This is a genomic window from Acidobacteriota bacterium (assembly GCA_034211275.1).
Lineage (GTDB): Bacteria > Acidobacteriota > Thermoanaerobaculia > Multivoradales > JAHZIX01 > JAGQSE01.
Window position 1 is genome coordinate 1 of record JAXHTF010000102.1, and the last position, 24,474, is coordinate 24,474.

Consider the following 24,474-nt stretch of genomic DNA (forward strand, 5'->3'; position numbering starts at 1 on the left):
CTTCGGGGGCCTTCTGGGTGGTTTGGCGGTGATGATCTGGTGGCTGTTCTTCAGCCGCGCGGCGTGGGTGGAGCGGTTGGGGGCCCTGGCCTTGATGATCGCCGGCATCGCCCTGACTCCTCAGATCCTTCACCCATCCATTGCCACCGGCATGATGGGCTTGATGTTCACCGTCTACGCGGTGCCGGTGTTGAGTCTGACGCTGGTGCTGTGGGCGGTGCTCACCCGTCACCTCCCGGACGGTCGCCGCCGGCTGGCGCTGGTGGCGAGCCTGGTGCTGGCGTGCGTCGGTTGGGCATTAGTGCGCAGCGACGGGATTTCCGGCGCCGCGGGTACGGATTTCGAGTGGCGCTGGAGCTCCACCGCCGAAGAGGAGCTTCTGGCGCAGGCCGGCGGTGCTTCGGCGGAGGGCACGGCGGCGCTGTCCTCGGCGGTTCCGGTGGAGTGGCCGGGCTTCCGCGGGCCGCAGCGCAATAGCTCGGTGCCGGGGACGCAGATCGCGACGGACTGGTCTGCCTCGCCGCCGGAAGAGCTCTGGCGCCGGCCCATCGGCCCGGGATGGTCGTCCTTCGCGGTGCGCGGGGACTTCTTCTACACCCACGAGCAGCGGGGTGAGGAAGAGGTGGTCTCCTGCTATCGCGCTAGCACCGGTGAGCCGGTCTGGCAGCACGCGGATCCGGTGCGCTTCTGGGAAGCCAACGCCGGCGCCGGGCCGCGATCCACTCCGGCCCTGAGCGGTGGGCGGGTGTACTCTTTCGGCGCCACCGGCGTGCTCAACGCTCTGGATGCGGAGGACGGCACGGTCCTCTGGGCGCGCAATGTCACCGAGGACACTGGAGCCGAGGTCCCGGGCTGGGGCTTCGCTAGCTCGCCGCTGGTGATGCAGAGCGAAGGGGTGGGGGAGACGGTCCTGGTCCACGCCGGTGCCCTGGCCGCCTACGATGCCGCCACCGGCGAGCTCCGCTGGGTCGGCCCGGAGTCCGGCGGCAGCTATAGCTCACCCCACCATGCAACCGTCGGCGGCCTGGAGCAGGTACTGCAGCTGAGCTGGAACGGCGTTCGCAGCTTCGCTCCGTCCGACGGCACGGTGCTCTGGGAGTATGAATGGCCCAGCGCTACCCGTATCGTCCAGCCGGGATGGACCGAGGACGGCGATCTGCTGATCAGCGCCGGCGAGTCCAAGGGCCTGCGGAGGGTCGCGTTAACCCAGAGCTCCGGCGAGTGGAAAGTGGAGGAGCGCTGGACGACCCATCGCCTCAAGCCCTACTTCAGCGACTTCGTCGTCCACCAGGGCCACGCCTACGGCTTCGACGGCAGCATCCTGGCCTGCATCGATCTGGAGACCGGCGAACGCCGGTGGAAGGGCGGCCGCTACGGCAGCGGCCAGATGCTCCTCCTCCCCGACCAGCACCTCCTGCTGGTGATCTCCGAAAAGGGAGAGCTGGCCCTCGTCTCCGCCACCCCGGACGCCTACGCCGAGCTCGCCCGGGCCCCGGCTATCGAGGGCAAGACCTGGAATCACCCGGTGCTCGCCGGTGACTTGTTGCTGGTGCGCAACGGGGAGGAGATGGCGGGGTTTCGGTTGAGTGGGATCGGGAGCAGACCCCCGAGGCGCGATGAGCACCTCGGGGGCTTCTCCTAGGCCCTCTGCTCGGCTACTGCACCATCAGAAGAAGGCGAAGTAGGCCACCGCGTCGGCGGGGGCGGGGATGCGGAGGGTGAGGCGGCGGCAGGTGCCGGCCCAGGTGGGGTCGGTCTTCCAGTTGAAGCTGTATTTGTCGCCGCTTTGCTTGATGCCGGTGGCGCCGGGGAAGATTGGCGGGGCCGGGGCCTCGCCGGTGATCTCCAGGGTAGAGCAGTCCACCGGCTGGGAGTCGACGATCAATGGGCTCGGGGCACCGGAGAGGGTGAATTTCACCGGCACCGTGGAGCCGGCGTTGGCGGAGTTGACCGTCGGGGCGTCGTCGACTGGAGGATCGAAGCCGCCGAAGACCGCCGCGGTGCAGGCCGCCGGCAGGTCGAAGGCTTCGACGCCGTCGAGACGGCTGAAGGAGGAACCCTGGTCGGCGCTGGCGCCGAGACCGCGTTTGGCGAAGGCGCGCCAGATCTCGCATTCGTTGGCGCCGCCGGTGAGGGCCAGGTCGGCGGTGAGGATGGCGTCGCGGCCGTCGACGAAGCCGGGCTGGCAGGGCTGGAGCTTGAAGCCATCCATCACCAGCTGCATCGCCAGGTTGTTGCCGCCGCTGCTCCAGCTACCGTAGACGTCGGGGTTGAAGCCGTAGGCGTCCACCAGGTTCCAGTGCATCTCCCACAGCATGGTGTTCCAGACATAGCCGATGCCATGGGGCTGGCTGATGTTGGCGACGTCCGCTACCGCGGCGTAGGTGGACGGGTTGACGGTGGTGTCGGTGGTGTAGGGGGTGGGCCGGATACCGGCACCGTCGGCGTCCTGGAAGCGCAGATAGGCGCCTACACCGCGGGGGGTGCTGGGCCGGTCGCCGGAGCTCTCGGTGAGCGCCAGAGCGAACCAATCGCTCCAGCCTTCGCCCATCTGCTCGGCGTTGTTCAAGCACGAGACGGTGGCGGCGCCGCCGGTGAGGCGGTTGGAGATGCCGTGGCCGTACTCGTGGGCGATGACCCCGGCGTCGAGGTCGGAGTCGCGGTTGGTGGCGTTCAAAGGATTGGCGCGGAGGGTGGCGGTGACCGGGAGGTTCGCCTTGTACAGGGCGCCGTTGTCCTGACTGACCATCAGTGCAGGGATGGTGAGGCCCGGATCCGCACCGCCCATGGTGACGGGATTGCCGGGGTTGTTGTTGGCCACGATGACCGCGGTGGCGCCGGCGGTTTCGGCGTTGCTGACTTTGAGCACGAAGGTACAGCTGCCGCGGTCGATGAGGGCGATGTCTCCGGCTGGGAAGCCCACCAGGGGCTCGCAGCCGTCGCTGGTGGAAGCGCCGGCGCCGTCGTTGACTACCGTGACGTTGCCCGGGATGGGGCCGGTGGCGGCGAAGGTGGGCCCGAAGACCGCGCCGGTGGCGGGGTAGTCACCGGCGATGGCAGCGGGGGAAGTGACGGTGACGAAGTTGGGGAAGGGGCTGGTCCACACGAACATCTGCATTCGCGGCCGGAAGCCGTCGACGGGGGTGCCGAAGTTGGCGTTGTTGAGCCCGCTGCCGTCCTGGGCCTCGGCGCGCACGTCGTCGCCGCCGAGCCCACCGCGGCCGTAATTGTTGACTTGGAAGTTGCCGGCGGCTTCGGTGAAGCCGTAGCCGTAGGCCACGTCGTGCATGACGTTGTTCCAGTAGAAGAGGTTGGTCACCGCCGCCGGTCGATAGGTCGACGGATCGAGATCGAGGTCGAGGGGGAAGTCGAAGAGGAGGGACGGCCCGCCGTCGGGATCGCTCCCCGGATCCGGGACGTTGTTGGCGTCGAGATCGGTGTAGGCGTGGACGTTGTTGCCGCGGGTGACGGTGAACTCGGCACCGGCGATGCCGTCGGTGTCATGCCAGCCGAAGGGTGAGGCGACAGGTTCGGCGACGTCGGTGACCAGCTGCCGGCCACCGTCGTTGGGGCTCTCGAAGGGCAGGGGGAAGACGCGGTACTCGGCGCCGTCGGTGGGGGCGAAGGCCGCCGGGTCCTCGAGGGCGGCGACGCGGGAGGCGGTGCGGAAGGTGTCTCGGGCGATGGCTTCGGCGATGCCTTGAGGAGAGTCCTCGATCACCAGGTCCTGGAAGCCGAGGTCGGCGCCGGTCTGAGCATCCACCATGGCCAGCCACCAATGCTGGCCGCCGACCTCTTCGATTTCGAGGCGCCAGGCCAGGCGCACGGTGGCGCCGGTGGGCAGCCAGACCAGCTGCGCCTCCACCGGCCGGGCAGCGATGCCGCCGTCGGAGAGGGTCGTGCTCCGCGCCGGACCGCCGGCGAAGGAGAGGGTCTCGAAAGGCGCGGTCACTTTGAGGCCGAGATAGCCAGCGGCGGTAGCGGCGGCCTCGGCGGCGCTGGTGGCCACCTCCTGGTCCCGGGCCGCGGAGGCGAGGCCGCTGACGAAGCGGTCGCCGGTGGCAAGAACTCGCCCGTCCGCGGTGACGGCGACGTTGAACAGGCCGTTGTGCACATCGATGCCGTCGTAGCGCTGCTGGAGGTAGACGTGGGTCAGGCCGTTGTGACGGTCGGTGAAGGAGTGGCTCGTGTGAATGTCTTGGATGTCCGAGGCGAGGAGTCCGAGCTCCTGCCGATGCTCTTGCAGGTGCTGGCGGGCGACGGTGTCTGCGTCGGGGCTGGCGCTGGGGCGAAGGGGGCCTGCCGAGAGGGCTGCTGTCACCAGGAGCCCAAGGATCAGACCACCGGCTCCCACTGCCGAAGAGGAAGGTAGCTTCATGAGGACCTCTGCTTTCTCCAGTCGAGCTGGGAGAAGTTTTGCGAAAGTATGCAGAGTGACAATTTGCAATAAAAGCGGAAGCAGGTCAAGCGGTTTGCGGGCCATCACCGCGGGAGGAGGCGGGCCTCCATCGCGCCCTCTTGGGGATATACTGAAGAAAAGGACTGTATAAAAACCTCCCGTCTTCGGGATGTCGATAGATCTTCCAGAGCTCCCCGGGGGGGAGCGACGGCGCTATGGGGTGGTGCCCCAGTGCCGGTCTGATCGGCGCTCTAAGAAAGGAGGCTTCTATGTACCTCATCCAAGCTCGGAAATTCGACCGGTGGATGGTGCCGGCGGTGATCCTGCTGGCGGCGGTGGTGGGATCGGCGGGGATCGTCCTCCCGGGGCCACAGTGGGCCTACCTGGTGGCGGCGGGAGGGATCCTGCTGCTGGGAGTGCTCTTCGTTCGCGGGATGGCCCACGCGACCTTGGAGTTCTTCGGCTATCTGAGCCCGGCGGTGGGATGGGTGCTAGCCCGGCGTCAGCGGCGAGCGGAGTTCGCGCTCTTGGTGCGGGGGCTTCAGAGCACTCTGGAGCACTATGGGTTGCACGGGTTGAGGGAGGAGGAGCTGAAGGATCTGGCGGAGGAGCCGGCGAGCTCCGCCCAGGAAGACGTCACCCACGCCTGCCGGGCCTTTGCCCGCGGCCTCGATGGCGAGGAGAACGAGAGACCCCGGGCGCAGGTCTACGAGCTGTTGTACCGAGACCGCTACGACCTGGGCACCGCCGGGTGCTGGACCGACTCCGGGCAAGCGACCCGGCGCGAGCTGGCCAGGGTGCTGGTCGCAAGCGGCCGGCTGAGCGATGTGGCTTCCGAGAAGCTGTTGGAGCGGGTGCTGCCCTGGATCTTCCCGCGGCTGTGGGAGTTTCGCCTGCAGACGGTGCAGGACGAAGTGGCGGCGGTGGAAGCGTTGTGGCAACGGGCGGAAATCTACGCCGAGCATCTGCGCGCCGAGGGCCTGGAGGAGAAGCAGCTCGGCCGGCATCGGGGTGAGCCGTTGGAGCAGATCCTCGAGGAGCTGGATCAAGTCCTGGAGGGCGGTCTGATCGGGCGAGGGTCCCGCGATGAGGTGACGGAGTTTGTTTTGCTTTCCGTGGTCAAGCAATGGATCGGCGCTTGGAGCGCCAGCCGGTCGGAGAGCGATGGGATTGCCCCTGCGGATCTGGCCCGGGTGCATTTGGGAATCTTCGCCGCCGAGCAGGCGCCGACGGGCTTCCCGGCGCTGCCCGGTCTCGCTGTGGAGGTGGCGCAACGGCCGCCGGCCTTGGGAATGCTCTTCGGCTATTTGTGGAAGCGCAGCAAGCTGCGGGAGCCGACGGTGGAGGGGCCGGGGCTGGCCATCTTGAGCGAACGCTGGAAAGGATGGGTGGAGAAGGCGGAGGAAGAGATGGGGAGTGGCCTCAGCCACGCGGTCCGCGGGGTCCTGCGCTCGCAGCTCAACAATCGCTCTTGGCCCACCTGGCTTCCGATCCTGCCGGCCATCGACCGCATCGTGCGTCAAAGCGAGCGCATCCACGAGGAGCTGCAGGCTCTGAGCCGCCACCAATCCGGGGAGCCGGAATGGTCGGATCGGCTCGAGCACTTGGGGTCGAGGATCGAGGAGATGACGGCTTTGGCTCCCTCCCAGGAAGTCGGCTCCCAGGTGCAGGCTCTGCAGCGGCGGATCCTGGAGTTGCAGGACCAGCCGGCACCGGGGGAGAACCTGCCGTTGCTGGAGCAGTTGTTGGCAGAGCTGAGGGCATCCCTCTTGCCCGGGCATCTGCGCTCCGTGAAGAACTGGGACGGAGCCCGGGAGGCTTGGGATCGGCTGGCTCAGGAGCATCGGCCGGGTCTTCTCTTCCGGGTCTTGGACGAGTGTCGCCGGGATGCTGCCGAGCTGGTCGAGCGTCTGGCGGAGCTCGAGGAGCGGCTGCAGGCAGAGGCGACCGGGGGTAGTGCCTACGTCATCACTTTCGACCAGCGCTACGGGCCGGTGGCGGAGCTCATCGACTCGCTGGCAGACCAATATGGCTTCCGCCATTACACCCGCTACTCGCGGCTGGGGGAGCTACGCCCGGGCGAATCTTTCGAAGAGCTCTATGCTCGCCTGTCGGCGGATTTGGAGCGAGTCTTCCAGCCGATTCTGCGCAAGGCGGTGGAGGAAGCCCGGCGGGGCGACTCCGCTGTCCCCGCAGTGGAGGAGGCGGAAGGGTCGGAGGAAGCAGCGCAGCCCCATGATTCGTGGGAGGACATCGAGATCACGGTCCAGCAGATCAGCCTGCTGCATCGTCACGACTTCGCTGTCGACCAGGCGGATCGCTTGGCTTCCGTCATCCAAGGGCTGCAGGCAGGACCCCATCCCGAGGCCCAACGGCAGCCGCCCCCCGAACAGGTACTGCGGAAGGTCTTCAAACTGCCTCCTTCCAGTACCCTGTTGGGAGTGGCGCCGGACCAGCGGCGGGCGGTTTAGAGCCTCGAAGCTCCATCGCAACAACGACCCCGGGGCGCCGGTGAGGCACCTCGGGGTCGCTCTGCCTGCGTGTGCGCCCGGCGTAGGAGCGCTACTGTGTCGCTCTCTCGAGCCCTTCTATCGGATCGGGACTCTGGGAGCTTGGATCCCCGCACCGTCCAAGCCGCCGCGGTCTTCCTTCGGGTTGTCGTCTTTGTCGGCATCGCTGCCGCCGCGCTGTCCGGAGTTGCGGATGGGGTCGAGCATGGTGGTTTCTCCTCGCTGATGGATGAATCGATGACGACCGGCGCCGTTGCCGGCTTCATCAGTGCAAGACCCGGGTCGGAATGGATTGTTCAGTCGAACGCAGGATCGGATCGGGGCGAGGCGATGAGCAGGAAACCGCCCCAATAGTAGGGGCTCTGCCAGCGGTCGTCCTCCCGCAGGCGCAGCTGGGCCTGGCGCAGGGCGCGGGCGGGGGACTGCCCCTCCTCGAGCAGGGCGCGGTAGAAATGCTCCATGAGCAGGGCGGTGGCCTGGTCGTCGATGGGCCAGGCGCTGACCAGGATCTGTCCGGCACCGGCGGCGAGGAAGCTGCGGGGCAGACCGATGATTCCCTCGCCCCAGATCTCTTTGCCCAGGGCGGTACGGCAGGCGCTGAGCACCACCAGATCGGCTTCGAGATGAAGGCTTGCGATCTCGTAGGAGCGCAGGAAGCCGTCCACCGGTCGCCCCTGGCGATCGGCTTGGGAGAGCACCAGCCCGGAGAGCTCGGGGTGCTGGCTGTTGAGCAGGGCGTGGGTGGCGAAGTGCAGGATGTGGAAGCGGCCCAAATGCCCCGGCTGCAGGAGGTTGGCCCGGTTGACCTGGAAGCCCACGGCGCTCCAGGTGGGGCGCTCTCCCGCCAGCTGGAGGATCGCCCGCGCCTCCTGGTGCGCGAAGGGGAGCTCCGGGAGATCCTTCCAGGCCGCCTCGGAGGCCGCTGCTCGTTGGACGCTCTCGGTATCTGCCGCCTGCGAGCGTTCCAGCTGCTGCCGGGGGGCATGGGTTTGCGGCGGCAAAGTATCGTCCGGCTCGGCTCCCATGCGCACGTCGGCGGAGGCGGTGGGTTCCCGGTAGCGCAGGATCGGTGCCGCCACCACCGCCAGCAGGGGGCGTTCTTCTGCCGAAGATTCGCTGCGCGGGTGCGCTGGGGCGGATCGGGGCCCGAACGCCGTGGGCGAAACCAGGTAGGTGATCTCGAAGCGGCTCAGGAGGGGCTCCGAAGAGCTGTCCACGGGGGTACCCGGGAGAAGGCCGAAGGGAAGGGCCTGGAGGGCGCCGTCGGCGACCACTGACAGTCGCCGGATACCGCTCTCTCCGGCCAGGGGCGCCAGCAGCTGATGCGCCAGGCGCTCTGCCACCAGATCCAGCTGGGCCTCGGTGCCCGGGCGCTGGCTGCGGCTAGCGAGCTTCAGGAAGCGACGGGCTCCGGCTTCGATCTCCGCCCGCGGGGGGAGCGAGAAGCTGCGCAGAGACCGGCGGCGAATCAGCCACAGGAAGCTGCGCTCCTCACCGAGAAAGTAGACCAGCTGAGCGGTGTCGTCGTCCCCCAGCAGCCGGCGGATTTCCTCGAGGGTGTCTCGGCTGACTGCGCCGGGAGGGCGGGCGTCGGCTGGAGCGACCGCCGGGCCGGGAGCGCCGACTGAGCGTAAAGCGAGCTCCAGCCTCTGCTCTTCCTGCATCAACCGGCGCAGCTCGACATCCACTTCCTCGATATCCGCAGCCAGCGCAGAGTCTCCGGGGTTCGGATCCCCGTCGGCGGAGGCTGTCACCGACAGGGCCAGCAGCTCCCGGCGCTGGTGTTCCGCCCAACGGATCTGATGGTGGACCGCCTGGAGGCGCCGGTGGAGGCTGGGTCGAGAGGCACCTTCGGCCAGGGAAGCCCCGCCCGGCAGCGCGGTGGGAGGGTGAGCCTCGGCGGCGGGGTCGGGAGCCCAGCGGTCGAGAAGGCTGCGGGCGCGCACCCGGTCCACCACCTCCAGGGCCCGGCGGTCCCACTGCAGGCTGGGATCCTGCCCATGGAGCTGCATCAGCACCTCGACCAGGAGCTCGGGGATCTCCCGGGCGGTGCTCAGGAAGTGGGCTCTCAGATCCGCGGTGCCGGCGGCCCGGCGCACCGACTCGATGAGATCGAGAGCCTCCTCGAGGCGGTCCCGGGCGGCGAGGAGGTCGCCGGCTTGTCTCTGGATGTGGGCCTGCCCCAGCAGGGACCAGGCCATGCCCGTGGGATCGCCGAGCTCACGGTAGCGCTGCAGGGCGCTCTCGTGGGCGGCCATGGCCGCTGCCGCCTCGCCGCTGGCCAGGAGCGCTCGCCCCAGGTTGTTGAGGGCCGGCGCCTCGCCCCGCCGGTCGCCGACCTGGCGCAGGAGGACCAGGGTTCGATCCAGCGCCGCACGACCCTTTTGAACCTCCCCGAGGTCGAGGTAGACGACCCCCAGGCGGCCTAGGGTCGACGCCTCTCCCGCGGAATCTCCGGCGCGCAATTCCAGGGCTCGTTCCAAGGTGTCCCGAGCCCGGCGGGGCTCGCCGGCCCAATATTCCACCCAGCCCAGGGCGGTGCGGGTGGCGGCTTCCGAAGCCGTATCGCCGAGCTTGCGCTGCAGCTCCAAGGCTTCGGTGAGAGCGTCCCGAGCTTCATCGCCCTTGCCCAGCCAGTTGTAGAGGGTGCCCAGGTTGTGCAGCACGGTGGCGGAGCTCGCCGTGTCGCCCAGCTGGCGATAGACAGTCAGGGCTTGTCGGTAAGTCTCCAGAGCCTGCCAGCTCTCACCCTCGTGGCGCAGGAGCAGGGCCAGGTTGTTGAGAGCGGTGGCCGCTTCCCGGTCGTTGCCGACGGCCTGAGCGCTGTCGTAGGCCTCCTCCAGGGTGCGGCGGGACTCCTCCGTCCGGCCATGGCGGCGCAGCGCCTTGCCCAGCTGGTTGAGCAGGCTGGGGCGCTCCTCCTCGGCCTCCGGTGACAGCTGGGCCAAGGCCTGGCGATAGGCTTCGAGGCCCGCTTCGATCTCGCCGCTTCCGATCAGCAGCTCGGCGCTCCGAGCCCAGGCCAGAGCCAGGTCTCGGGCCTCTCCCGTCTGTTCCCACAGGCCGGCGGCCCGCCGGAAGTGCTCGAGGGCGCGGTTCTGATGCTCGGCGTCGCCCTTCGCCAGGGCGACGCCTTCCGCCACCGCCCGGGCCGCCCGGGCCCGCGCCACGTCCTTTTCCCCCGCCGGCCGTAGGGCGAGCACCGTGAGCTGGAATTGGGGATCTTCTGACGCGCTGGAGGAGCCCACCGCCGCCGGTCGCAAGGGCCGCAGCTCCAGACAGTGATCACCGGCCTCTTGGGCGACGAAGAAGAGGCGTTCCGGACCCTGGGCTCCGTTCAGACCGTCCACCGTGAGGGCGGAGGCGCCGGAGGGATGGAAGAGCTCCAGGACCACGTCGGTTCCCCGTTGGTCCACCACCAGGCTGACGAATTGATTCCGGCGCAGGGGCAAACGGTAGTGCCGCGGCTGCTCGCCCTGAAGATCGCCGAAGGACACCGTGTCGGCCTCCAGGATGGGAGTGTCGGCACCCTCGCAGAAAGCCTTCCCGGTCGCTTTCATCGCCGGGGCTTTCTCCGGAGCCTCGGGCGTCAGGGCTTCTTCGACCATGCCGCTCCCGGCTCCGTCTCTCACCGCCGGTCGGGAAGTGGGGGTGGGGGAAGAGCAGGCGAGGAGGAGCCCTGCGACCACCGCTAGCAGCCCGTGGCAAAGGTTGAGCCGCGTCGGCACGACGGATGGGCTGGCGGAGCTCAAGGCTCCTGTTGCAGGAGGAAGGAGTAGGTGGCGAGGTCGGTAGCGGCGGTTGTCGCCGCGGGGTCCAGGACCCGAATGCGGTAGGCCCCATCGGGGAGGGAGCCGCGCTCGATGGCGAGGCGCAGGGTGCCTTCCTCGTCGCGGTGCACATCCTCCAGGGTGCGCACTACGGTGCCCGCGGCGTCGACGATCTCGAGGCGATAGCCCCCCTGGCTCGCCGGGTCTCCCAGAGAGAGCAGGACGAAGACGCCCTGAGCCCAGGAGGGGATGGTGAGCACCTCCGGAGCGCCGCGCTCCGTTCCCGCTGCATCCGGGATCAGGGAGGTGAAGGCGAGGTCGGCGCGGAGCACCGGGGCTGGGGGCTCCTCGCCACCACCGAGGAAGGACCACAGCCCCAGGCCCACCGCGGCGAAGACGAGGGCTGCGGCGGCCGCCCTCGTCCAGCGGGCGGACCAACCGGCGGTGGTCGCCGGAGACGTTGGAGCTGAGGTTGGGATCGCGGCCGGAGCCGGTACGGCGGTGGGATCGGACTCCTCGAGGTCGGCGCGAGCCTGAGCCTCGCGGAGCGCTCGCCATTGGCGCTCCAGCTCGTGCTCTGTCAGCTCATCCTCCGCCAGCTGATCCTCAGCAGAGGGGCTCTCCAAGTCCGGGAAGCTCTCGAAGTCCAGCACCGCCCCGGCGCACTCCGGGCAGGAGACCAGGTGGGCCTGGACCTGTTCCCGGCGCTGGGGGTCCAGGCTGCGCTGGGCGTAGTCCAATAGCTCCACCGGGTCCGGGTGGTGGGGCCCTTGGGAACCCGCGGCGGCCTGCTCCCGCCGGGCCACTTCGGCCAGGTCCGCATCTAGCTCCCGGTCCAGCTCGAGGTCTGGCTCCACGTCCAGCTTCGGGTCTTCCGGTGTCGGCTCGTGGTTCATGAGGAGGTCCCGATCTGCAGCCGGTGGAGTCTTTCCTTGAGCTGCTGGCGGGCCTGGTGGATGTGGGATTTGACCGTGTTGAGGGAGATTTGCATCAGGTCGGCGATCTCTCGATATTTCAGCCCCTGGGCACTGTACAGCAGCAGACATCGCTGGCGCTGTTCCGGCAGCTCGTGGAGAGCTCGCTGGATGAGCTCGATGCGTTCATTCTTCAACGTCTGCTCCAGGGGGTTGTCGAAGCCGGTGCCGGTGACCGCCGGCCGCAGCTCGGGGTCCACGGCGTGGGCCTCGACGGTGGGCTCCAAGGAGACTTCCGCCACGAGGCGCTTGTCCGCGGAGCGATAGCGCAGCTCATTCTTCCAAACGTTGGCGGCGATGCGCAGGATCCACGAGCGTACCGCCTCCTGGGAACGCAGATCCTGAATGCTGCGCACCGCCCGCAAGAAGGTCTCCTGGGCGAGCTCCTGGCTGTCCTCCGGTGCGAATCCCCGCTTGAGGAAGAAGCGAACCACCGGCTGGTACCAGTGGTCGAAGAGCTGACGCAGCTGGGGCGAAGGGGGAGCCGCTCCGGCCGGGTGTCCCCCGGAGTCCCCGATCCCCTGAAGATTTGGATTCATGCTCCAAAACCTTATCATCGCAAGCCGCGAAAAGCGCTAAACAACGAGCTCTCCATGGGGTCTTGGCAGGGCAGAGGAGGAAACCACCATGCCCGAAGCCCCGTCTCAGAACGATTCGTCCCCGATCCCGTTTCGCCGTGCCGTGCTCATCGGCATCGACCACTATCCTCTGTTGGCCGAGAACTACCAGCTGGAAGGCTGCGTCCACGATGTGGAGCTGGTCCGGCGGGCCCTACTGGCCCATGGCTTCGATCCCGAGGAGCTCGTCGTCCTCACCGAGGAACGGGCGACCCACGAAGGCATCCGCCGAGCGTTGGAGGAGCTCACCCGCGAGGCGGCGGAGGAGCGAGAGAGGAGCGGCGGGGAAGCCCTCCTTTTTGTTCACTACAGTGGCCACGGCTCGCGCATCCGGTCGCAGGACAAGGACGCCGGCTGGCTGGAATCCATCGTGCCGGCGGACAGCGGCCGCGGCGAGCATCCCAACCGGGACCTCAGCGATCTGTGGATCGGCGACTGGCTGCGGCGCACGGAGGAGGTGACCTCGCGGTTGGTGGTGGTCTTCGACTCCTGTCATTCGGGCAGCGTGGGCCGCACGGCCTTGGGTGCTCTGGGAGTCCGGGAGCGCTGGGTGGAGCCGGACCCCCGGCCCGTGGCTCTCCCGGAAGGTCTTGAAGCTCCGGGGCTCCAGGCCGGCGGGCGCGGTCTGCGGGGAGACACGGGCCATGTGCTGCTGGCGGCCTGCGGCGCCCGGGAGATCGCCCACGAAGCGGGCGGCAAGGGCTCGGGGAAGCCGGCCTTCGGGGCCTTCAGCCAGTCGTTCTACGGTCAGCTCCTGTCGGGAGCTGGCGGCGCCACCTATCGGGACGTCTTCGATCTCGTTCGCGCCTCCGTCAGCGCCCGCTATCCCACCCAACATCCCCAGCTCGAAGGAGACGGCGACCAGTTGCTGCTGGGTGTCGGCAGCGCCGCCGCCGAGCCCCATCTGCCGGTCCTCGAAGGTTGGGAGGATCGCGTGCTCTTGGCCGGTGGAGCGGCCCAGGGAGTGGTGGCGGAGAGCCGCTGGGCGATCCTCCCCGCCGCCACCCGCAGCCGGTCGGCGGCTGAGCCCCTGGCGGAGGTGACCGTCACCGAGGTAGGGGCGGTGGAGTCGTGGGGCCGGATCGGGGACGGGGGAGGGCTCGAAGAATTGCCCCCTGGCTGCCGTGCCTTCGAGGTGGCGCGCCCCGCCGACGCCTTTCGGCTGCCGGTGGCTTTGCTCCCCGCGACGGCGGCGCCGGAAGGGGAAGAGAAGGGCTCCGGAGAGGCTCCACGGGCGCGGTTGATGGCAGCGATCGAGGGAGAGCCGAGCCTGCGCCCGGTGGCGTCCCCCGGCGATGCGGAGGTGGTGGTTGGGGCAGTGGAGGAGGCAGGGGGAGGGGCCGCCTGGATCGTGCACTCCCGGGACGGCTCGCGCCTCGGCTCGGCTCATCCTCTGGCGGGGCCGGAGAGCGTCGAGGGAATCTGCATCAACCTCACCCGCCGCGCCCGCATCCTGCAGCTTCTCGAGCTGGCCCGAGAGGGCATGGGGCACCTGGAGGTGGGCCTCGAGCTCCTGAGCCCCGATTCGCCTGAGGGCCTTTGGGAGACCGGCGGGGGTGGAAGGGGGGGCAGGGAGAAGGACTATCGCATTGGAGAGCGCATGGTCTTCGAGATCTCCAACCGCGGCGGCGAAGAGGTCTTCCCGTATCTCTTCCACCTCGGTGCCGACGGCGAGGTGAGCCTGCTCGATCCGGTGCCCGGGGGCCACGAGGCCTTGGCGCCGGGGCGTTGCCGGCGGGTGGGGGAGGGGCGGCGGGTGTTCCACGCCACCGACTCCCGGCAGCCCGGCCAGGAGCCCCCGGACGAGCTCCTGGTGCTCTTCGCCAGCAGCCGGCAGCTGGACCTGGATATCTTTCTCCAGCCCGGCTACCGCGGCGCCGGATCTGGCGACGGGTCTGGCAACGGGGGAGGGGGCACCCTGGCGCGGCGCCTGGAGGTGGCCTGGCATGGCCTTCCCGCTAGCTCGGGCCGGGGCATCGAGACCCGGGAAGTGGAAGCCTGGGGCGCGCTGGTGCGCCGATTTCGGGTGCTGCCCCCATCCGGCGCAGCGGGGGAAAGCTCCGGTGCCGGCTGAACAATTCATCCCCCAAGGCATCTTGGAACGCAGAGGGGCCTGATCGTGGGGGCTCGAAAGGACCAAGCGACCACAGCGACAAGGAGTGGGGGAATGCAGGAACAGAAGTCGGAACAGGTGGACTTCGAAGAGTTGATGAAGGTCTGGCAGCGCAGCGTCGACAAGATGCCCGACGCCGTCAAGGGGCGGGTGCGGGAGGCGCTGGCCAAGCTCCAGGAGATGGTCTTGGAGCGGCGCCCGCCGCGCATCGTCGTCCTCGGCCGCCGCGGCGCAGGCAAGTCCTCGCTGATCAACGCCATCTTCGGCAGGCGGGTGGCGATGATCGGACCTGTCGTTTCCATGACCGGCAAGTCCCGGTGGTACAGCTATCGGTCTCCCTCCGGCAGCCTCGACATTCTCGACAATCGGGGGTTGGCGGACCGCATCCGCCCGGAGACCGCTGAATTCGACGCCGCCGCCGACGAGATCCGCCACGCTCTGCGGGAGAAAGTCCCCGACGCCATCCTCTTCCTGTGCAAGGCCAAGGAGGTGGACGCCCACATCGAGGCCGACGTCACCGCCACCTTGGCGCTGCAGAAGGACACCGAGCGTCTCCACGGCTACAAACCGCCGATCCTGGGGCTGGTCACCCAGGTGGACGAGATCGACCCCAAGCGGGTGGAGCCGCCCTACGACCATCCCCGCAAGCGAGAGCAGATCGACCTCGCCTGCAAGACCCTCGAGGAAGCCTTCGCCGCCCAGGGCTGCGATCTGGAGAAGGTGCTGCCGGTCTCCGCCTACGCCGAATACGAGGACGGGAAGTGCGTGTACAGCAACGCCTGGAATATCGACGTCTTGGTGCACTACCTCATCGAGGTCCTGCCCCAGAGCGCGCGGCTCATCATGGCCCGCACCGCCCACGTCAAGACCGTGCAGCGAGACCTGGCCCAGGAAGTGGTGAAGGCCACCACCGTGGTGTGCTCCGGCATCGCCGCCGTGCCCATTCCGGTGGCTGACGCGGTGCCCCTGACGGCGGCGCAGATTCTGATGATCGTGGCCATCGGCTTCGTTTCCGGCCGCGATCTGTCGAAGAAGACGGCGGGGGAGTTCGCTTCCGCCATGGGTGCCAACGTCGGCGCCGCCTTCGTCTTCCGGGAGATCGCCCGCGGCCTGGCCAAGCTCATTCCCGGCGCCGGCTCGGTGATCAGCTCGGCGGTGGCCGGCGCCGCTACCTGGGCCCTGGGGCAGGCGGCGATTCTCTACTTCATCGATGGTGCCAGCGCCGAGGACGCCAAGCTCCGCATGCGCCGATCCCGCCGTCAGGTGGAGGACGGTGAGGTCCAGCTGCCGGCGGATACCTCGGCGGCTTCCTGAGTCTGTCCCGTCTCACATCGGCCTCAGCTCGAAGAGGTCTGAGCTTGAAGAGGGCCGAAGTCCGAAGGGCCCCACCTCGAAGGAGAAGAGTTTCGTGCGCGGCATCAGTCAGAGTTGGAGCGGTGACAGCTACGATCCCGGAGCTTCCGGCGGCCTTTTTGTCGGGACCCGGGACTTCGAGGATCCGCTCTTCCGGGAGATTCCCTTTGCGGTGGACGATGCGGTGGATCTGGCCTACCTCTTCTCCTGCGATCTCGGGCTCATTTCGCCGCAAAGGGTTCGGCTGGCGCTTTCCGGGACCGCCCAGAAGGAAGTCTCTCGGGCTCGTCATCGGTCCCTGCGCGAGGCCGGTGCTCAGGACTCACCGACCACCCGCAATGGTCTGCTGAATGAAGCCTTGAGACTCTCTGAGGGTACCGGCCGGAACGGCATTCTGGTCACCGCCTTCGCAACCCATGGATTCAGCGAGGGGGGGATTCACCGTTTGGTGGCTGCCAACTCGGTACGGAGGGAGATGAGGGATACCGGGGTCGATGTGCCGAAGATCAAGCACTACCTCGAGACTTCTCCCTGCCGACGCCGGATTCTGATTCTCGACGCCTGCCAGGAAGTCCTGAATGACGAGAATCACCGGGGCTCCACCACCGTCAACGCTCATTTCTTGGACGCCTTGAGCCAGTCCGAGGGCCTGGTGCACTTGGTCGCTGCGGGTTACGGTGGACGCGCCTACGACGATCTCCGCCTGGGCAACGGAGTTTTCACCGAAGCGATCCTGCGCGGGCTTCGGGGGGAGGCGCCCCCCGCCGAGAATGGTTTCATCACCTTCGCGACGCTGGTGGACTTCGTCAAACGCTGTATTGAAGAGAGTCCATATTTCGGCGGTTCCTCCAAGGATCGCCCCAGGTACGCCTCCCAAGACGAGCTGGAGAACATTCCCCTGGTCTCCGCTGATCCGGAGGAAGTGCAGCGCCGCCGGTGGCGGGAGCGCAAGGAGCTCGCTGGGTGGAAGCTGCGGGACAACGTGGGATCCGTGATCCGAGGTGGTCATCTGGAAGAGATTCTTCAACACTTGAGCGCCCAGGAGTCCTCTGCGCCCCTCCTCGAGCTGCTCCAGCGCATCGAGGAACTGGATGGGAAGCAGAGATCCCAAGAGAGCTTTCTCTTCTTCTACCAGCATCGCTGGCGAGGCCCCGAGGAGGCCGAACCGGATCGCTTCCAGCGCGGGTTGGAGCATATGTATGGTATTTCGGGCAAGGTGGATCTCGCCGCAGCCCGAGAGGAGTTCGAGGCCTGGGCCGGGGCGGACGATGCGGTGGGTCGAATGTGGCTGGCATGGCTTCGACGCCAGGGCTTCTGTGGCTATCGGCCACAGCCTGGTGCGGCTCGGGAGCTGCGACCGGGGGACGGGGAGGAGACGCTGCGCAGAGCCGGGGAGGGAGAGTCCGGAGCCCAGCTGGTCTGGGGAGCGGCCCTCACCGACGGCGTGGGAGTTGAGCGGGATCCCGACGAGGCTCTGGAGTGGTGCCGCCGCGCCGCCGACCAGGGCAACTCCTTGGCCATGGTGTTCGTGGGTTTCTTGCTCACCGGAGGGCGTTCCCAGAGCCAGGATGCCGAGGCTGCCTTCCGGTGGTTCCAGCGTGCCGACGAAGCGGGTAACGGGGCGGGGGCCCGCAACCTGGGTTTTGCCTACTTGAAAGGTTGCGGTGTCGAAGTAGATGTCGAGTTGGGGCTGCAGCACTACCGCCGGGCGGCCGAGATGGGCGATGTCAGCGCCATGATCACTCTGGGCGATCAATACGAATACGGCCGAGAGGTGGCGAAAGATCTTCCGGCGGCTCGGGATTGGTATCGGCGCGCCGCCGAGGGGGGGAACGCCAAGGGGATGTCCTATCTGGGCGCCCTGCTACTGGGGAAGGGCGAGAGGGGTCTCTCAGACTCCGACCGGGATTCCCAGATCGCCGAAGGTCTTCGCTGGTTGGAGCGCTCGGTGGAGGCAGAGGACATCTTTGGTTTGCGCTATCTCGGAGCTCTCTACGCTGACGGCGACGCGGTGGCTCAAGACTATGGGCGGACTGTTGAGCTCTGGAAGCGGGCGGCGAAGTTGGGAGATGGCTTTGCCATGGAGTTTCTCGCCCAGTTGTTCGAAAACGGGGAGGGAGTCGAGCAGGATTTCGCCACTGCTCGGAGCTGGTACCGGCGAGCCGCGGAGGCTGGACGGATCGCGGCCATGGTGCAGTTGGGGAAGTTTCTGCAAGAAGGGACCGGCGGACCTGCCAAACCCGAGGAGGCGGTGGTTTGGTTTACCAAGGCGGCTGAGGGGAATGATCTCGAGGCTCTGTTTCAGCTAGCTCTGTGCTACGGGCAGGGAATTGGGGTGGAACAGAGCGGAACTCTAGCGAGCTCTTATCTGAAACAGGCTCAGCTGGGGGGGCATCCCCGGGCGGGCGCTTACAACATCATCGACATCCTCACCGGCAGCACCCAAGACAAGGCGACCGGCACCCGGAAGGTTCTGGCTGACCTTTCGAAGAAGTTTGTGGACTGGCTGAAGTAGTCTTACCAGCGAGCCCAAAGGCTGCGCAGGCGCCTTCCTGAACGGTGGCAGCTCACCCCAACCCCAACCCCTCCCGCAGCCGCCCGGCGTCCAGCCCACCGGAGAGGGCTTGGAGCTTGGGTTCGCTCCACTGCCCTTCGGTAGCAGGATCGTCGTCGGTAGGAGGCTTGGAGCGCAGGATGGCGAGGCCCCGAACCTGGGCCAGGCTCTCCGGCGCCAGCAGCACCGTGCGGCCGAGCACCAGCCAGACCAGGAAGAGGGGGTTGGGCCAGCTCTGGTTCTGCAGCTGGAGGCGGGCGGCGGGGACCATGTCCCGCAGCTGATCGGCAGCGCCCCGGGCCAGGGACCAGGCGTCGTCGGGCTCCCAGCCGTTCAGCGCCGTCGCCAGCCGCTGATGGAGGTGGGCGGCGGCCTGAAGGGCTCGGGGCCGGCTCTCCACCAGCTCGAAGATGGGGTGGAAAGACGAATTCCAGCGAGCCTTTTGGTTGATCGGCCGGTCATCCCCCAGCTGTCGGGGTCTGAGTAGCTCGGCTTCGACTTTTTGGTTCCCTACGGTGAGGCTCTTGCCCCGGGTGAAAGCGTCGTGCTCGTCCACCCAGCTGGCGAAGTCGCCGATGCCGTCGACCCATTCCCGGCGGAAGTCCTGGCGTCGGGCGATGGCGGCGAGGGTGGGGTAGGCGAGGCGCTGGCCGTGACCGTGGAGGGTTTTGCGGATCAACATCTCGTCGAACCAGCGGGCGGCGGCGTCGGCGTAGGAGCGATTCCACGTCGTCTCGTGGTCGCCGCCCTGATCCGTAAAGGCGAGGGCTGCCACCGCCGCCTGCGGCAGGTAGAGCTCCACCGCCAGCCGCAGCTGCGACCCCGGTGGCAGGCCGAGGTCGTCGAGAACGCCCTCCAGCTGCAGGGTCTGGAGCACCGGCTTGAGTCGGCCCAGATCCTGATCCTCGAGTTCCGGATTGCGGTAGCCGAAGGTTAGCCGCAGTCCCGCCTCGACGTCGTTCAACGGAGCGTCGAAGGCTGCCGGGGCGTCCTCCGCCCGCACCTCGAGCCAGGTGCCGGACTCCAGGTCGATGCCCTCCAGCTGGCTGTTGGAGACGAAGCCGCCGCCGTAGTAGGCCGTCCGCTGCAGCCGCTCGGCGACGGTGGAGAAGCGCAGGTTGTATTCCTCGACGCGCCGGCTGCTCACCGACTCCGCCCCGAGGAACGAAACCAGCTGAGAAAAGGTGCGGCTACGGGTTCGGTGGTAGGAGAGCAGTGACTCCCGCAGCTGGTAGGCCAGCGGCTCGTCCCGCTTCTTTTGCGTCGGCAGCGCCGCCAGCAGCTGCGCCGCGTCGCCCCGGGCCAGAGCCCCCTGGATCGCTGAGCGCAGGCCGGCGCTCGAAGGATCGAGCTCCAAATCCACCAACGCCTGGGTGCGGGTGACCCGGTCGAGCTCGAAGGAGAGGGAGACACCGACCTCGCCGCGGAGGCGCTCGATGGCCCCGCGCACCCGGGCTTCGAGGCGATCGAAGTGGTCCGTCACGTCTTGCGCCCAGCTCTGGACTTTGCGCACCTCCTCGTCTTCTACCGACTCCCAGGCCTTGCCCAGGAGGCGCGAGACCAGCGCCCGGATGCGCGGCTGGACGGCGGCGTCGATGGAGGCTTCGAGGGCCTGGCGGGAGCTGCCGTGGGCGCGCAGGAGGTCGAGGGTCTTGCGGATGCCGAGGCGCTGGGCGTAGCCGCCGATGCGCGCCAGCAGCCGTTGGGGAGCCGTGTCGAGGAAGCCCAGGGCCCGGGCGGCGACGCCCTGGGCCTGGGCCAGCAGCCGCCGGGCCTCGCCGCCGGGGGCGAGGAGGATCTCCTCCAGGCTGTGGCCGGAGAGTGCTTCCAGTAGCCGCACATTGCGCTGGAGCTCCGGGTTGGAGATCCAGCCCACCGGGTCGAGGGATTCGGCGTCGATGCCGGCGAGGATCATGAGCTGCCGGCGGAGGGTGGAATCGGGGCCCAAGTCGGCACTACCGAGGAGCTCGTCCCAAAGGCTCTGGGCGGTGGACCCGAGGCGGTCGTAGGCGTCCAGCAAGCGCTTGGCGCCGTCCATCAGCTCGCCCAACTCCGTCCGCTGGCCCTGATCGTCGGAGGTGCGCACCCAATCCCGCCAGCCGGTGCCGTCCAGCAGCTCCACCAGGGTGGCGGTGGCGCGGTCCTCGGCCCCCTGGATCAGCTCTTCCTTGAGGCTGTCCCAATCCTCCGTCGCCACCCGCCGCAGGGCCTCCAGGGATCGCTGCAAGGGTTGTTGGTCGAGGCTGCGCTGGAGGATGGCTTCGAGGCTGGTGGCGAGGTCGTATTCGATGCGCAGACCGACGGTGGCACCGAAGGTCAGCCGCTGCTCGTCCGCCCGCGCCAGCCGTACCCGCACCCAATCGTCGTGCAGCGTCGACGCCCGGCCAATGATGAGCTCCATCTCCTCGTAAAGCGACCAGCCCAGGGCCGCCTGGGCGCTGGCGTGGGCGTGGGCGGCGAGCTGCGGCGCAAAGCCGTCGAAGAGGTGCAGCACATCCTCCACCTCGAGCTCCGCTCCCCACCGCACCTCCAGGCCCAGCTGCAGGTTGAGAGTGCTGCGAAAACGATGGAGCTCTCCGGCCTCCAGTCCGTCCAGAGGCACGCTCTGAGGCAGCCGGCTGCCGGCCACCAGGCTGCGAAAGCCCTCCAGCCGGGATCGGTTGGGGCTCAGGGGGAGCAGCCGCAGATAGTGAAATCTTCCACCGGCGGAACCGCTGGCGGAGAGCGCGAAGGTGCCGGAAGTGGTGGCGGCGCCGGTGCTGGCACCGAATTCACCCTCGATCCACAGTCGCCCCAACCGCATCCCCGCCGGTGCTCCCATCAGGCCCTGGGAACCGAAAGGATCTGCCGCCGCCGCGTCGCCGCCGAGGATCTCCAGCGACGCCCCCAACCGGGCGTCGAGGTTCAGCACCTGATCGAAGAGCGAAAGCTGCGCATCCTCCGCCGCCAGCTCCGGAATCGGCACCTCCGCCGGCCCATCCCCCACATTGCCCGAGAGGTTGGCGAGAAGCTCCAGGGGAATTCGCAGACGGGGATCCTGGAGCAAAATGCCCAGCACTTCGTTGGCCATGATCTACCTCCGGGGCGGGAGTTGGGGAGTCGGGGTGCTTGCCTAGTAGTTTCTCCGGAGGGGCGGTTGGGGACAAGAGCCGCCCAAAAGCCCCTATAAGTCCCTGCCCACCGCCGGCTCCGGCGGCGAGATCTGCGCGGAAATTGACTCCCGCGGCATGCTGCCTTAGCATTAGGCCAACCTCAGGGCCGACACGAGAACTACGACCCTTGCCCAAGTCCCTCAACACCACCGACAACGTAGCGCACCAAGCCCAACTCGTCGGACGCAAGATCCGGCAGTTGCGCAAGGAGCGGAAGCTGACCCAGACGGCCCTGGCGGGGCGCATCGGGATTCAGCAATCGGATCTATCGCGGATGGAGAAGGGGGAGTATCGGGTGAGCCTCGATACCCTCTTCCGAATCTTGGCGGAGTTCGATGTCACTCTGGCGGAGTTCTTTCACGAGGACGAATCGGAGAGCTACTCGCCCAAGGACATGCTCTTCGTGCGCCAGTTCAACACCCTGCCCAAAGACGCTCAGGACGAGGTGAAGGCCTTCATCTCGTTCAAGAGCTCGTCGAGCCGCGACACCAGCGGCGGCAACAACAAATAGTCTGAAGGAGCGTCTGCCTCGCCGCTCACCGATGGGTGAGCTCGAGATGACTCCGCCCGGGATCGGGGCCTAGCCGTCCCGCTCCCAGGCCGGCTGGTAGGCGGTGTGGAAGCCCAGGTGGACGGGCTGCTCCAGCTCCAGGCGGGCCATGGGGCCGGCGGCGAGGTCGAAGGCGTCGAAGAGCAGGAAGGCGCCGGTGCGGGTCTGGGGGTCGAGCTCCTGGCAGATCACCGCGCCCCGTCGGGGCTCTGTAGTCTCCGGCCCGTCCGGTAGAAAAACCGGCTCGCCGCCGAGAAAGCGGCCTTCGGGGGCCTGATAGCAATCCACGTAGCCGTTCTCCCGCCAGTCGGCGCGCAGCACCTGGTCGAAGAATTTGCGCCCGGGCTCGGCGCTGGCGGAGATGCCCAAGCACCAGAACCACGGATCCCCTTGGCCGAAGCGCCGGGGATCGACCACAGGGAAGTCGCACAGGCGGTGCTCGGCGAGGCCCCGGCGCTGCACCAGCTTGCCGGCGGCGGGGTCGACGGTGTAGCGCACCGGCTGCACCGAGCGGACCTCGGTGAAGAGATCCGGGAGCCAGTATTGATCGTAGATGGGTTGGTCGAGCTCCAGGATGTCCACGTGCAGCAGGTCGTCCTCCTCGAAGCAATCCACCAGATGTAGACAGTAGCCGGCGCCGAGGGGGATCTTGGCCACCGGCTCGCCGTCCTGGCGGTCGACAATGAGCAGACGGGTCCCCTGCTCCGGCTTCCAGGTCAGGGCCTCCATGAGGGTGGTTTCGGGCTGCGCCATGCGTTCCATGTCGAGGACGTAGGGGCCGAGATAGAAGATGCCGTAGCGCGGGCTGAGGCCGAAGTCGTGGACCGACGCCGGGGCGTCCAAGGGCAGTCGCCGGCGCAGCTGGAGCTCGCCGGCGGCGTTGAAACGGTAGAAGTGGACGCAGGGCTGGCGGGCGGAGAAGGAGACGCCGAAGTTGACCATTTCGCCTGTCTCGGGGTCGAAGTGAGGATGGGCTGCGAAGGGGCTGATGGGATTGAGGCGGCGCCCGAAGGTGTGGACCCCGACGGTCTCCAGCGTGCGGGGATGGAGCTCGTAGGGCAGACCCTGCTCACCGAAGGCCAGGAGCTTGCCGGCGAAGGGATAGACGCTGACATTCACCGGCGATTCGAGGCCGATGCCGTGCTTGAGCTGATCCCCCGGAAAGGCGGTGCCGAAGGCGCGGTAGAGGGCCCGGCCGGCCTCTTCCTCCGCCTGGCGCTTGGCACTGGCCACCCAGCGGCTGACGAACTCGACGTGTGTTTCTCCGCTAGGTGTTCCCTCGTCGGGAGCGTCCTCGAAATGCAGCGCGCAGACCATGCCGTCGCCGTCCAGCCAGTGGCGGTAGCGCAGATCGCCGCGGTGGAAGCGCGCCGGGCCGTTGAGGTAATAGCTGCCGCGCACCCACGGAGGGATGGTGCCCTCGATCTTGCGGATGCGGTAGGCGCTCTCCTCCGGCAGCCGGTCGAAGGCGCGCTCGAGCAGGGGAGCGTGGTCGCGGGCTGCCGGATCGGCGGCCGTCGTGGTCTCGGACCGTGCGCTCATCAGCCCACTCCTCCCGCTCCCACCAGCTCTTGGCGTTCGGGCTCGCTGGGGGCCGGGGGTGGCTCGGCGCTCTCGCTACGGTGGTCGTGGAAGACCTGCACCACCGATGGATCCAGCGCCCAAGGGTAGGTCTCGCCCTTCGAGCCGGCGGCCTCTCCGCCGTGCTGCCGCCACAGCTCTTCCCACGCCTCCGGCTCGAAGCGCAGCCGGGCGAGGGGCAGGGCCTCCACGAATCCCCGATCGTAGACCGCCTCCGGGCGATCCAGCACCACCGAGGCGACGTGGGCGGCCACAAAGCGGGCGAGCTCCTTCAGATGCTCCAGCTGCTGGGTGAGGACGGTGCGGGCACGCTCGACGCTGACCCCCACCTCATAGAAGGTGGTGGCGGTCTCCGCCAGAGGCCGGAGGCTGGTGAAGTCGAAGAAGACCGGCTCCGGCGGCGGATCACCGAGACCGGGGTTCTCCCGCTTCCATTGGTGATACCCCGCCAGCACCTTTTGGATCCCGTGATTGATGGGGCCGAGCTCGGAGAAGAGCCGCAGGTGGGCGAGGGCGAAACGGCGGTCCGTCAGCAAATCGTTCAAGAAGGGGAAGACGTAGTAGGCGAAGTACACTGCCAGCTCCCAGGTGTATTTGAGGCTGAAGCACTCCGGGTCCCCCAGCGTCTGGTAGCTCTCCGCATAGCTCGGAATGTACGCACCGAAGACCGCCTGCATTTGGCGCTCGGCCATGGCGCAGCGAGCCTCCAGCTCCTCTTCCGGGGAGCGGATGGCGTGGACGATGAGGGTGTTGTAGATGGCGATGAGGTCGCTGCCGGGGCTGTAGAGAGGGTCGGAGAAGCGCCCGGCGACGCCGCTCACCGCCCAGCGGTCCGAGCTGATGGTGGCCTTGGAGTCGTGGGCGAAATCCTTGAAGCCGCCCCAGTCCAGGACCTCCCGCC

General features: G+C 68.0%; 14 protein-coding genes. 6 read left to right on the forward strand and 8 right to left on the reverse strand.

Features of this window, described 5'->3' with window-relative positions; translation table 11 throughout:
- Positions 1-1,642, forward strand: a 1,642-nt coding sequence (locus SX243_15580; protein ID MDY7094391.1) for a PQQ-binding-like beta-propeller repeat protein, incomplete at its 5' end; no start/stop codon positions are given.
- Positions 1,643-1,666: 24 nt separating this feature from the next.
- Here the strand turns inward: SX243_15580 and SX243_15585 are convergent.
- The gene (locus tag SX243_15585) at positions 1,667-4,378 is read right to left on the reverse strand and encodes a M36 family metallopeptidase (GenBank protein ID MDY7094392.1); all 2,712 of its coding nucleotides are present in this window, start codon (positions 4,376-4,378) and stop codon (positions 1,667-1,669) included.
- A 290-nt stretch (positions 4,379-4,668) separates the two neighbouring features.
- Between SX243_15585 and SX243_15590 the strand changes: the two genes are divergently transcribed.
- Positions 4,669-6,870, forward strand: a complete 2,202-nt coding sequence (locus SX243_15590) for a hypothetical protein (GenBank protein MDY7094393.1) — start codon at positions 4,669-4,671, stop codon at positions 6,868-6,870.
- A 117-nt stretch (positions 6,871-6,987) separates the two neighbouring features.
- Here SX243_15590 and SX243_15595 read toward each other — a convergent pair whose 3' ends face one another.
- From SX243_15595 to SX243_15610, 4 genes are all read right to left on the reverse strand, one after another.
- The gene (locus tag SX243_15595; protein ID MDY7094394.1) at positions 6,988-7,116 is read right to left on the reverse strand and encodes a hypothetical protein; all 129 of its coding nucleotides are present in this window, start codon (positions 7,114-7,116) and stop codon (positions 6,988-6,990) included.
- An 89-nt stretch (positions 7,117-7,205) separates the two neighbouring features.
- On the reverse strand, positions 7,206-10,469 hold the full coding sequence (locus SX243_15600; GenBank protein ID MDY7094395.1) for a CHAT domain-containing tetratricopeptide repeat protein: 3,264 nt from the start codon (positions 10,467-10,469) through the stop codon (positions 7,206-7,208).
- A gap of 188 nt (positions 10,470-10,657) precedes the next feature.
- Positions 10,658-11,575 carry a hypothetical protein gene (locus tag SX243_15605; GenBank protein MDY7094396.1) on the reverse strand — a complete coding sequence of 306 codons (918 nt, stop codon included), beginning with the start codon at positions 11,573-11,575 and terminating at the stop codon, positions 10,658-10,660.
- Positions 11,572-12,192 carry an RNA polymerase sigma factor gene (locus SX243_15610; protein MDY7094397.1) on the reverse strand — a complete coding sequence of 207 codons (621 nt, stop codon included), beginning with the start codon at positions 12,190-12,192 and terminating at the stop codon, positions 11,572-11,574. The genes SX243_15605 and SX243_15610 overlap by 4 nt, the downstream gene beginning before the upstream one ends.
- An 88-nt stretch (positions 12,193-12,280) precedes the next feature.
- Here SX243_15610 and SX243_15615 point away from each other — a divergent pair, with 88 nt between their 5' ends.
- The 3 genes from SX243_15615 to SX243_15625 all read left to right on the forward strand — a co-directional run bounded on the left by SX243_15615 (position 12,281) and on the right by SX243_15625 (position 18,251).
- Positions 12,281-14,344 carry a caspase family protein gene (locus tag SX243_15615; protein ID MDY7094398.1) on the forward strand — a complete coding sequence of 688 codons (2,064 nt, stop codon included), beginning with the start codon at positions 12,281-12,283 and terminating at the stop codon, positions 14,342-14,344.
- Positions 14,345-14,437: 93 nt separating this feature from the next.
- Complete coding sequence (locus tag SX243_15620; GenBank protein ID MDY7094399.1) at positions 14,438-15,697, forward strand: GTPase; 1,260 nt, start codon at positions 14,438-14,440, stop codon at positions 15,695-15,697.
- A 94-nt stretch (positions 15,698-15,791) separates the two neighbouring features.
- A complete protein-coding gene (locus tag SX243_15625) occupies positions 15,792-18,251 on the forward strand; it encodes an SEL1-like repeat protein (GenBank protein MDY7094400.1) in 2,460 nt (819 codons plus the stop codon).
- Between the two features lie 52 nt (positions 18,252-18,303).
- Here SX243_15625 and SX243_15630 read toward each other — a convergent pair whose 3' ends face one another.
- Positions 18,304-21,360 carry a hypothetical protein gene (locus SX243_15630; protein ID MDY7094401.1) on the reverse strand — a complete coding sequence of 1,019 codons (3,057 nt, stop codon included), beginning with the start codon at positions 21,358-21,360 and terminating at the stop codon, positions 18,304-18,306.
- A 209-nt stretch (positions 21,361-21,569) separates the two neighbouring features.
- On the opposite strand from SX243_15630, the gene SX243_15635 reads away from it, so the two are divergent.
- On the forward strand, positions 21,570-21,953 hold the full coding sequence (locus SX243_15635; GenBank protein ID MDY7094402.1) for a helix-turn-helix transcriptional regulator: 384 nt from the start codon (positions 21,570-21,572) through the stop codon (positions 21,951-21,953).
- Positions 21,954-22,022: 69 nt separating this feature from the next.
- On the opposite strand, the gene SX243_15640 is transcribed toward SX243_15635, so the two are convergent.
- Together SX243_15640 and SX243_15645 are read right to left on the reverse strand one after the other, a co-directional pair.
- Positions 22,023-23,534 carry a carotenoid oxygenase family protein gene (locus SX243_15640; GenBank protein MDY7094403.1) on the reverse strand — a complete coding sequence of 504 codons (1,512 nt, stop codon included), beginning with the start codon at positions 23,532-23,534 and terminating at the stop codon, positions 22,023-22,025.
- On the reverse strand, positions 23,534-24,474 hold a 941-nt coding region (locus SX243_15645), incomplete at its 5' end, for a hypothetical protein (GenBank protein ID MDY7094404.1). The genes SX243_15640 and SX243_15645, both read right to left, overlap by 1 nt.

What these genes read in the sequence shown, in the direction of transcription:
- SX243_15585 (MDY7094392.1), bottom strand. Translation starts at nt 4,378, where the DNA reads ATGAAGCTACCTTCCTCTTCGGCAGTGGGAGCCGGTGGTCTGATCCTT.
- SX243_15590 (MDY7094393.1), top strand. Translation starts at nt 4,669, where the DNA reads ATGTACCTCATCCAAGCTCGGAAATTCGACCGGTGGATGGTGCCGGCG.
- SX243_15595 (MDY7094394.1), bottom strand. Translation starts at nt 7,116, where the DNA reads ATGCTCGACCCCATCCGCAACTCCGGACAGCGCGGCGGCAGCGATGCC.
- SX243_15600 (MDY7094395.1), bottom strand. Translation starts at nt 10,469, where the DNA reads ATGAAAGCGACCGGGAAGGCTTTCTGCGAGGGTGCCGACACTCCCATC.
- SX243_15605 (MDY7094396.1), bottom strand. Translation starts at nt 11,575, where the DNA reads ATGAACCACGAGCCGACACCGGAAGACCCGAAGCTGGACGTGGAGCCA.
- SX243_15610 (MDY7094397.1), bottom strand. Translation starts at nt 12,192, where the DNA reads ATGAATCCAAATCTTCAGGGGATCGGGGACTCCGGGGGACACCCGGCC.
- SX243_15615 (MDY7094398.1), top strand. Translation starts at nt 12,281, where the DNA reads ATGCCCGAAGCCCCGTCTCAGAACGATTCGTCCCCGATCCCGTTTCGC.
- SX243_15620 (MDY7094399.1), top strand. Translation starts at nt 14,438, where the DNA reads ATGCAGGAACAGAAGTCGGAACAGGTGGACTTCGAAGAGTTGATGAAG.
- SX243_15630 (MDY7094401.1), bottom strand. Translation starts at nt 21,360, where the DNA reads ATGGCCAACGAAGTGCTGGGCATTTTGCTCCAGGATCCCCGTCTGCGA.
- SX243_15640 (MDY7094403.1), bottom strand. Translation starts at nt 23,534, where the DNA reads ATGAGCGCACGGTCCGAGACCACGACGGCCGCCGATCCGGCAGCCCGC.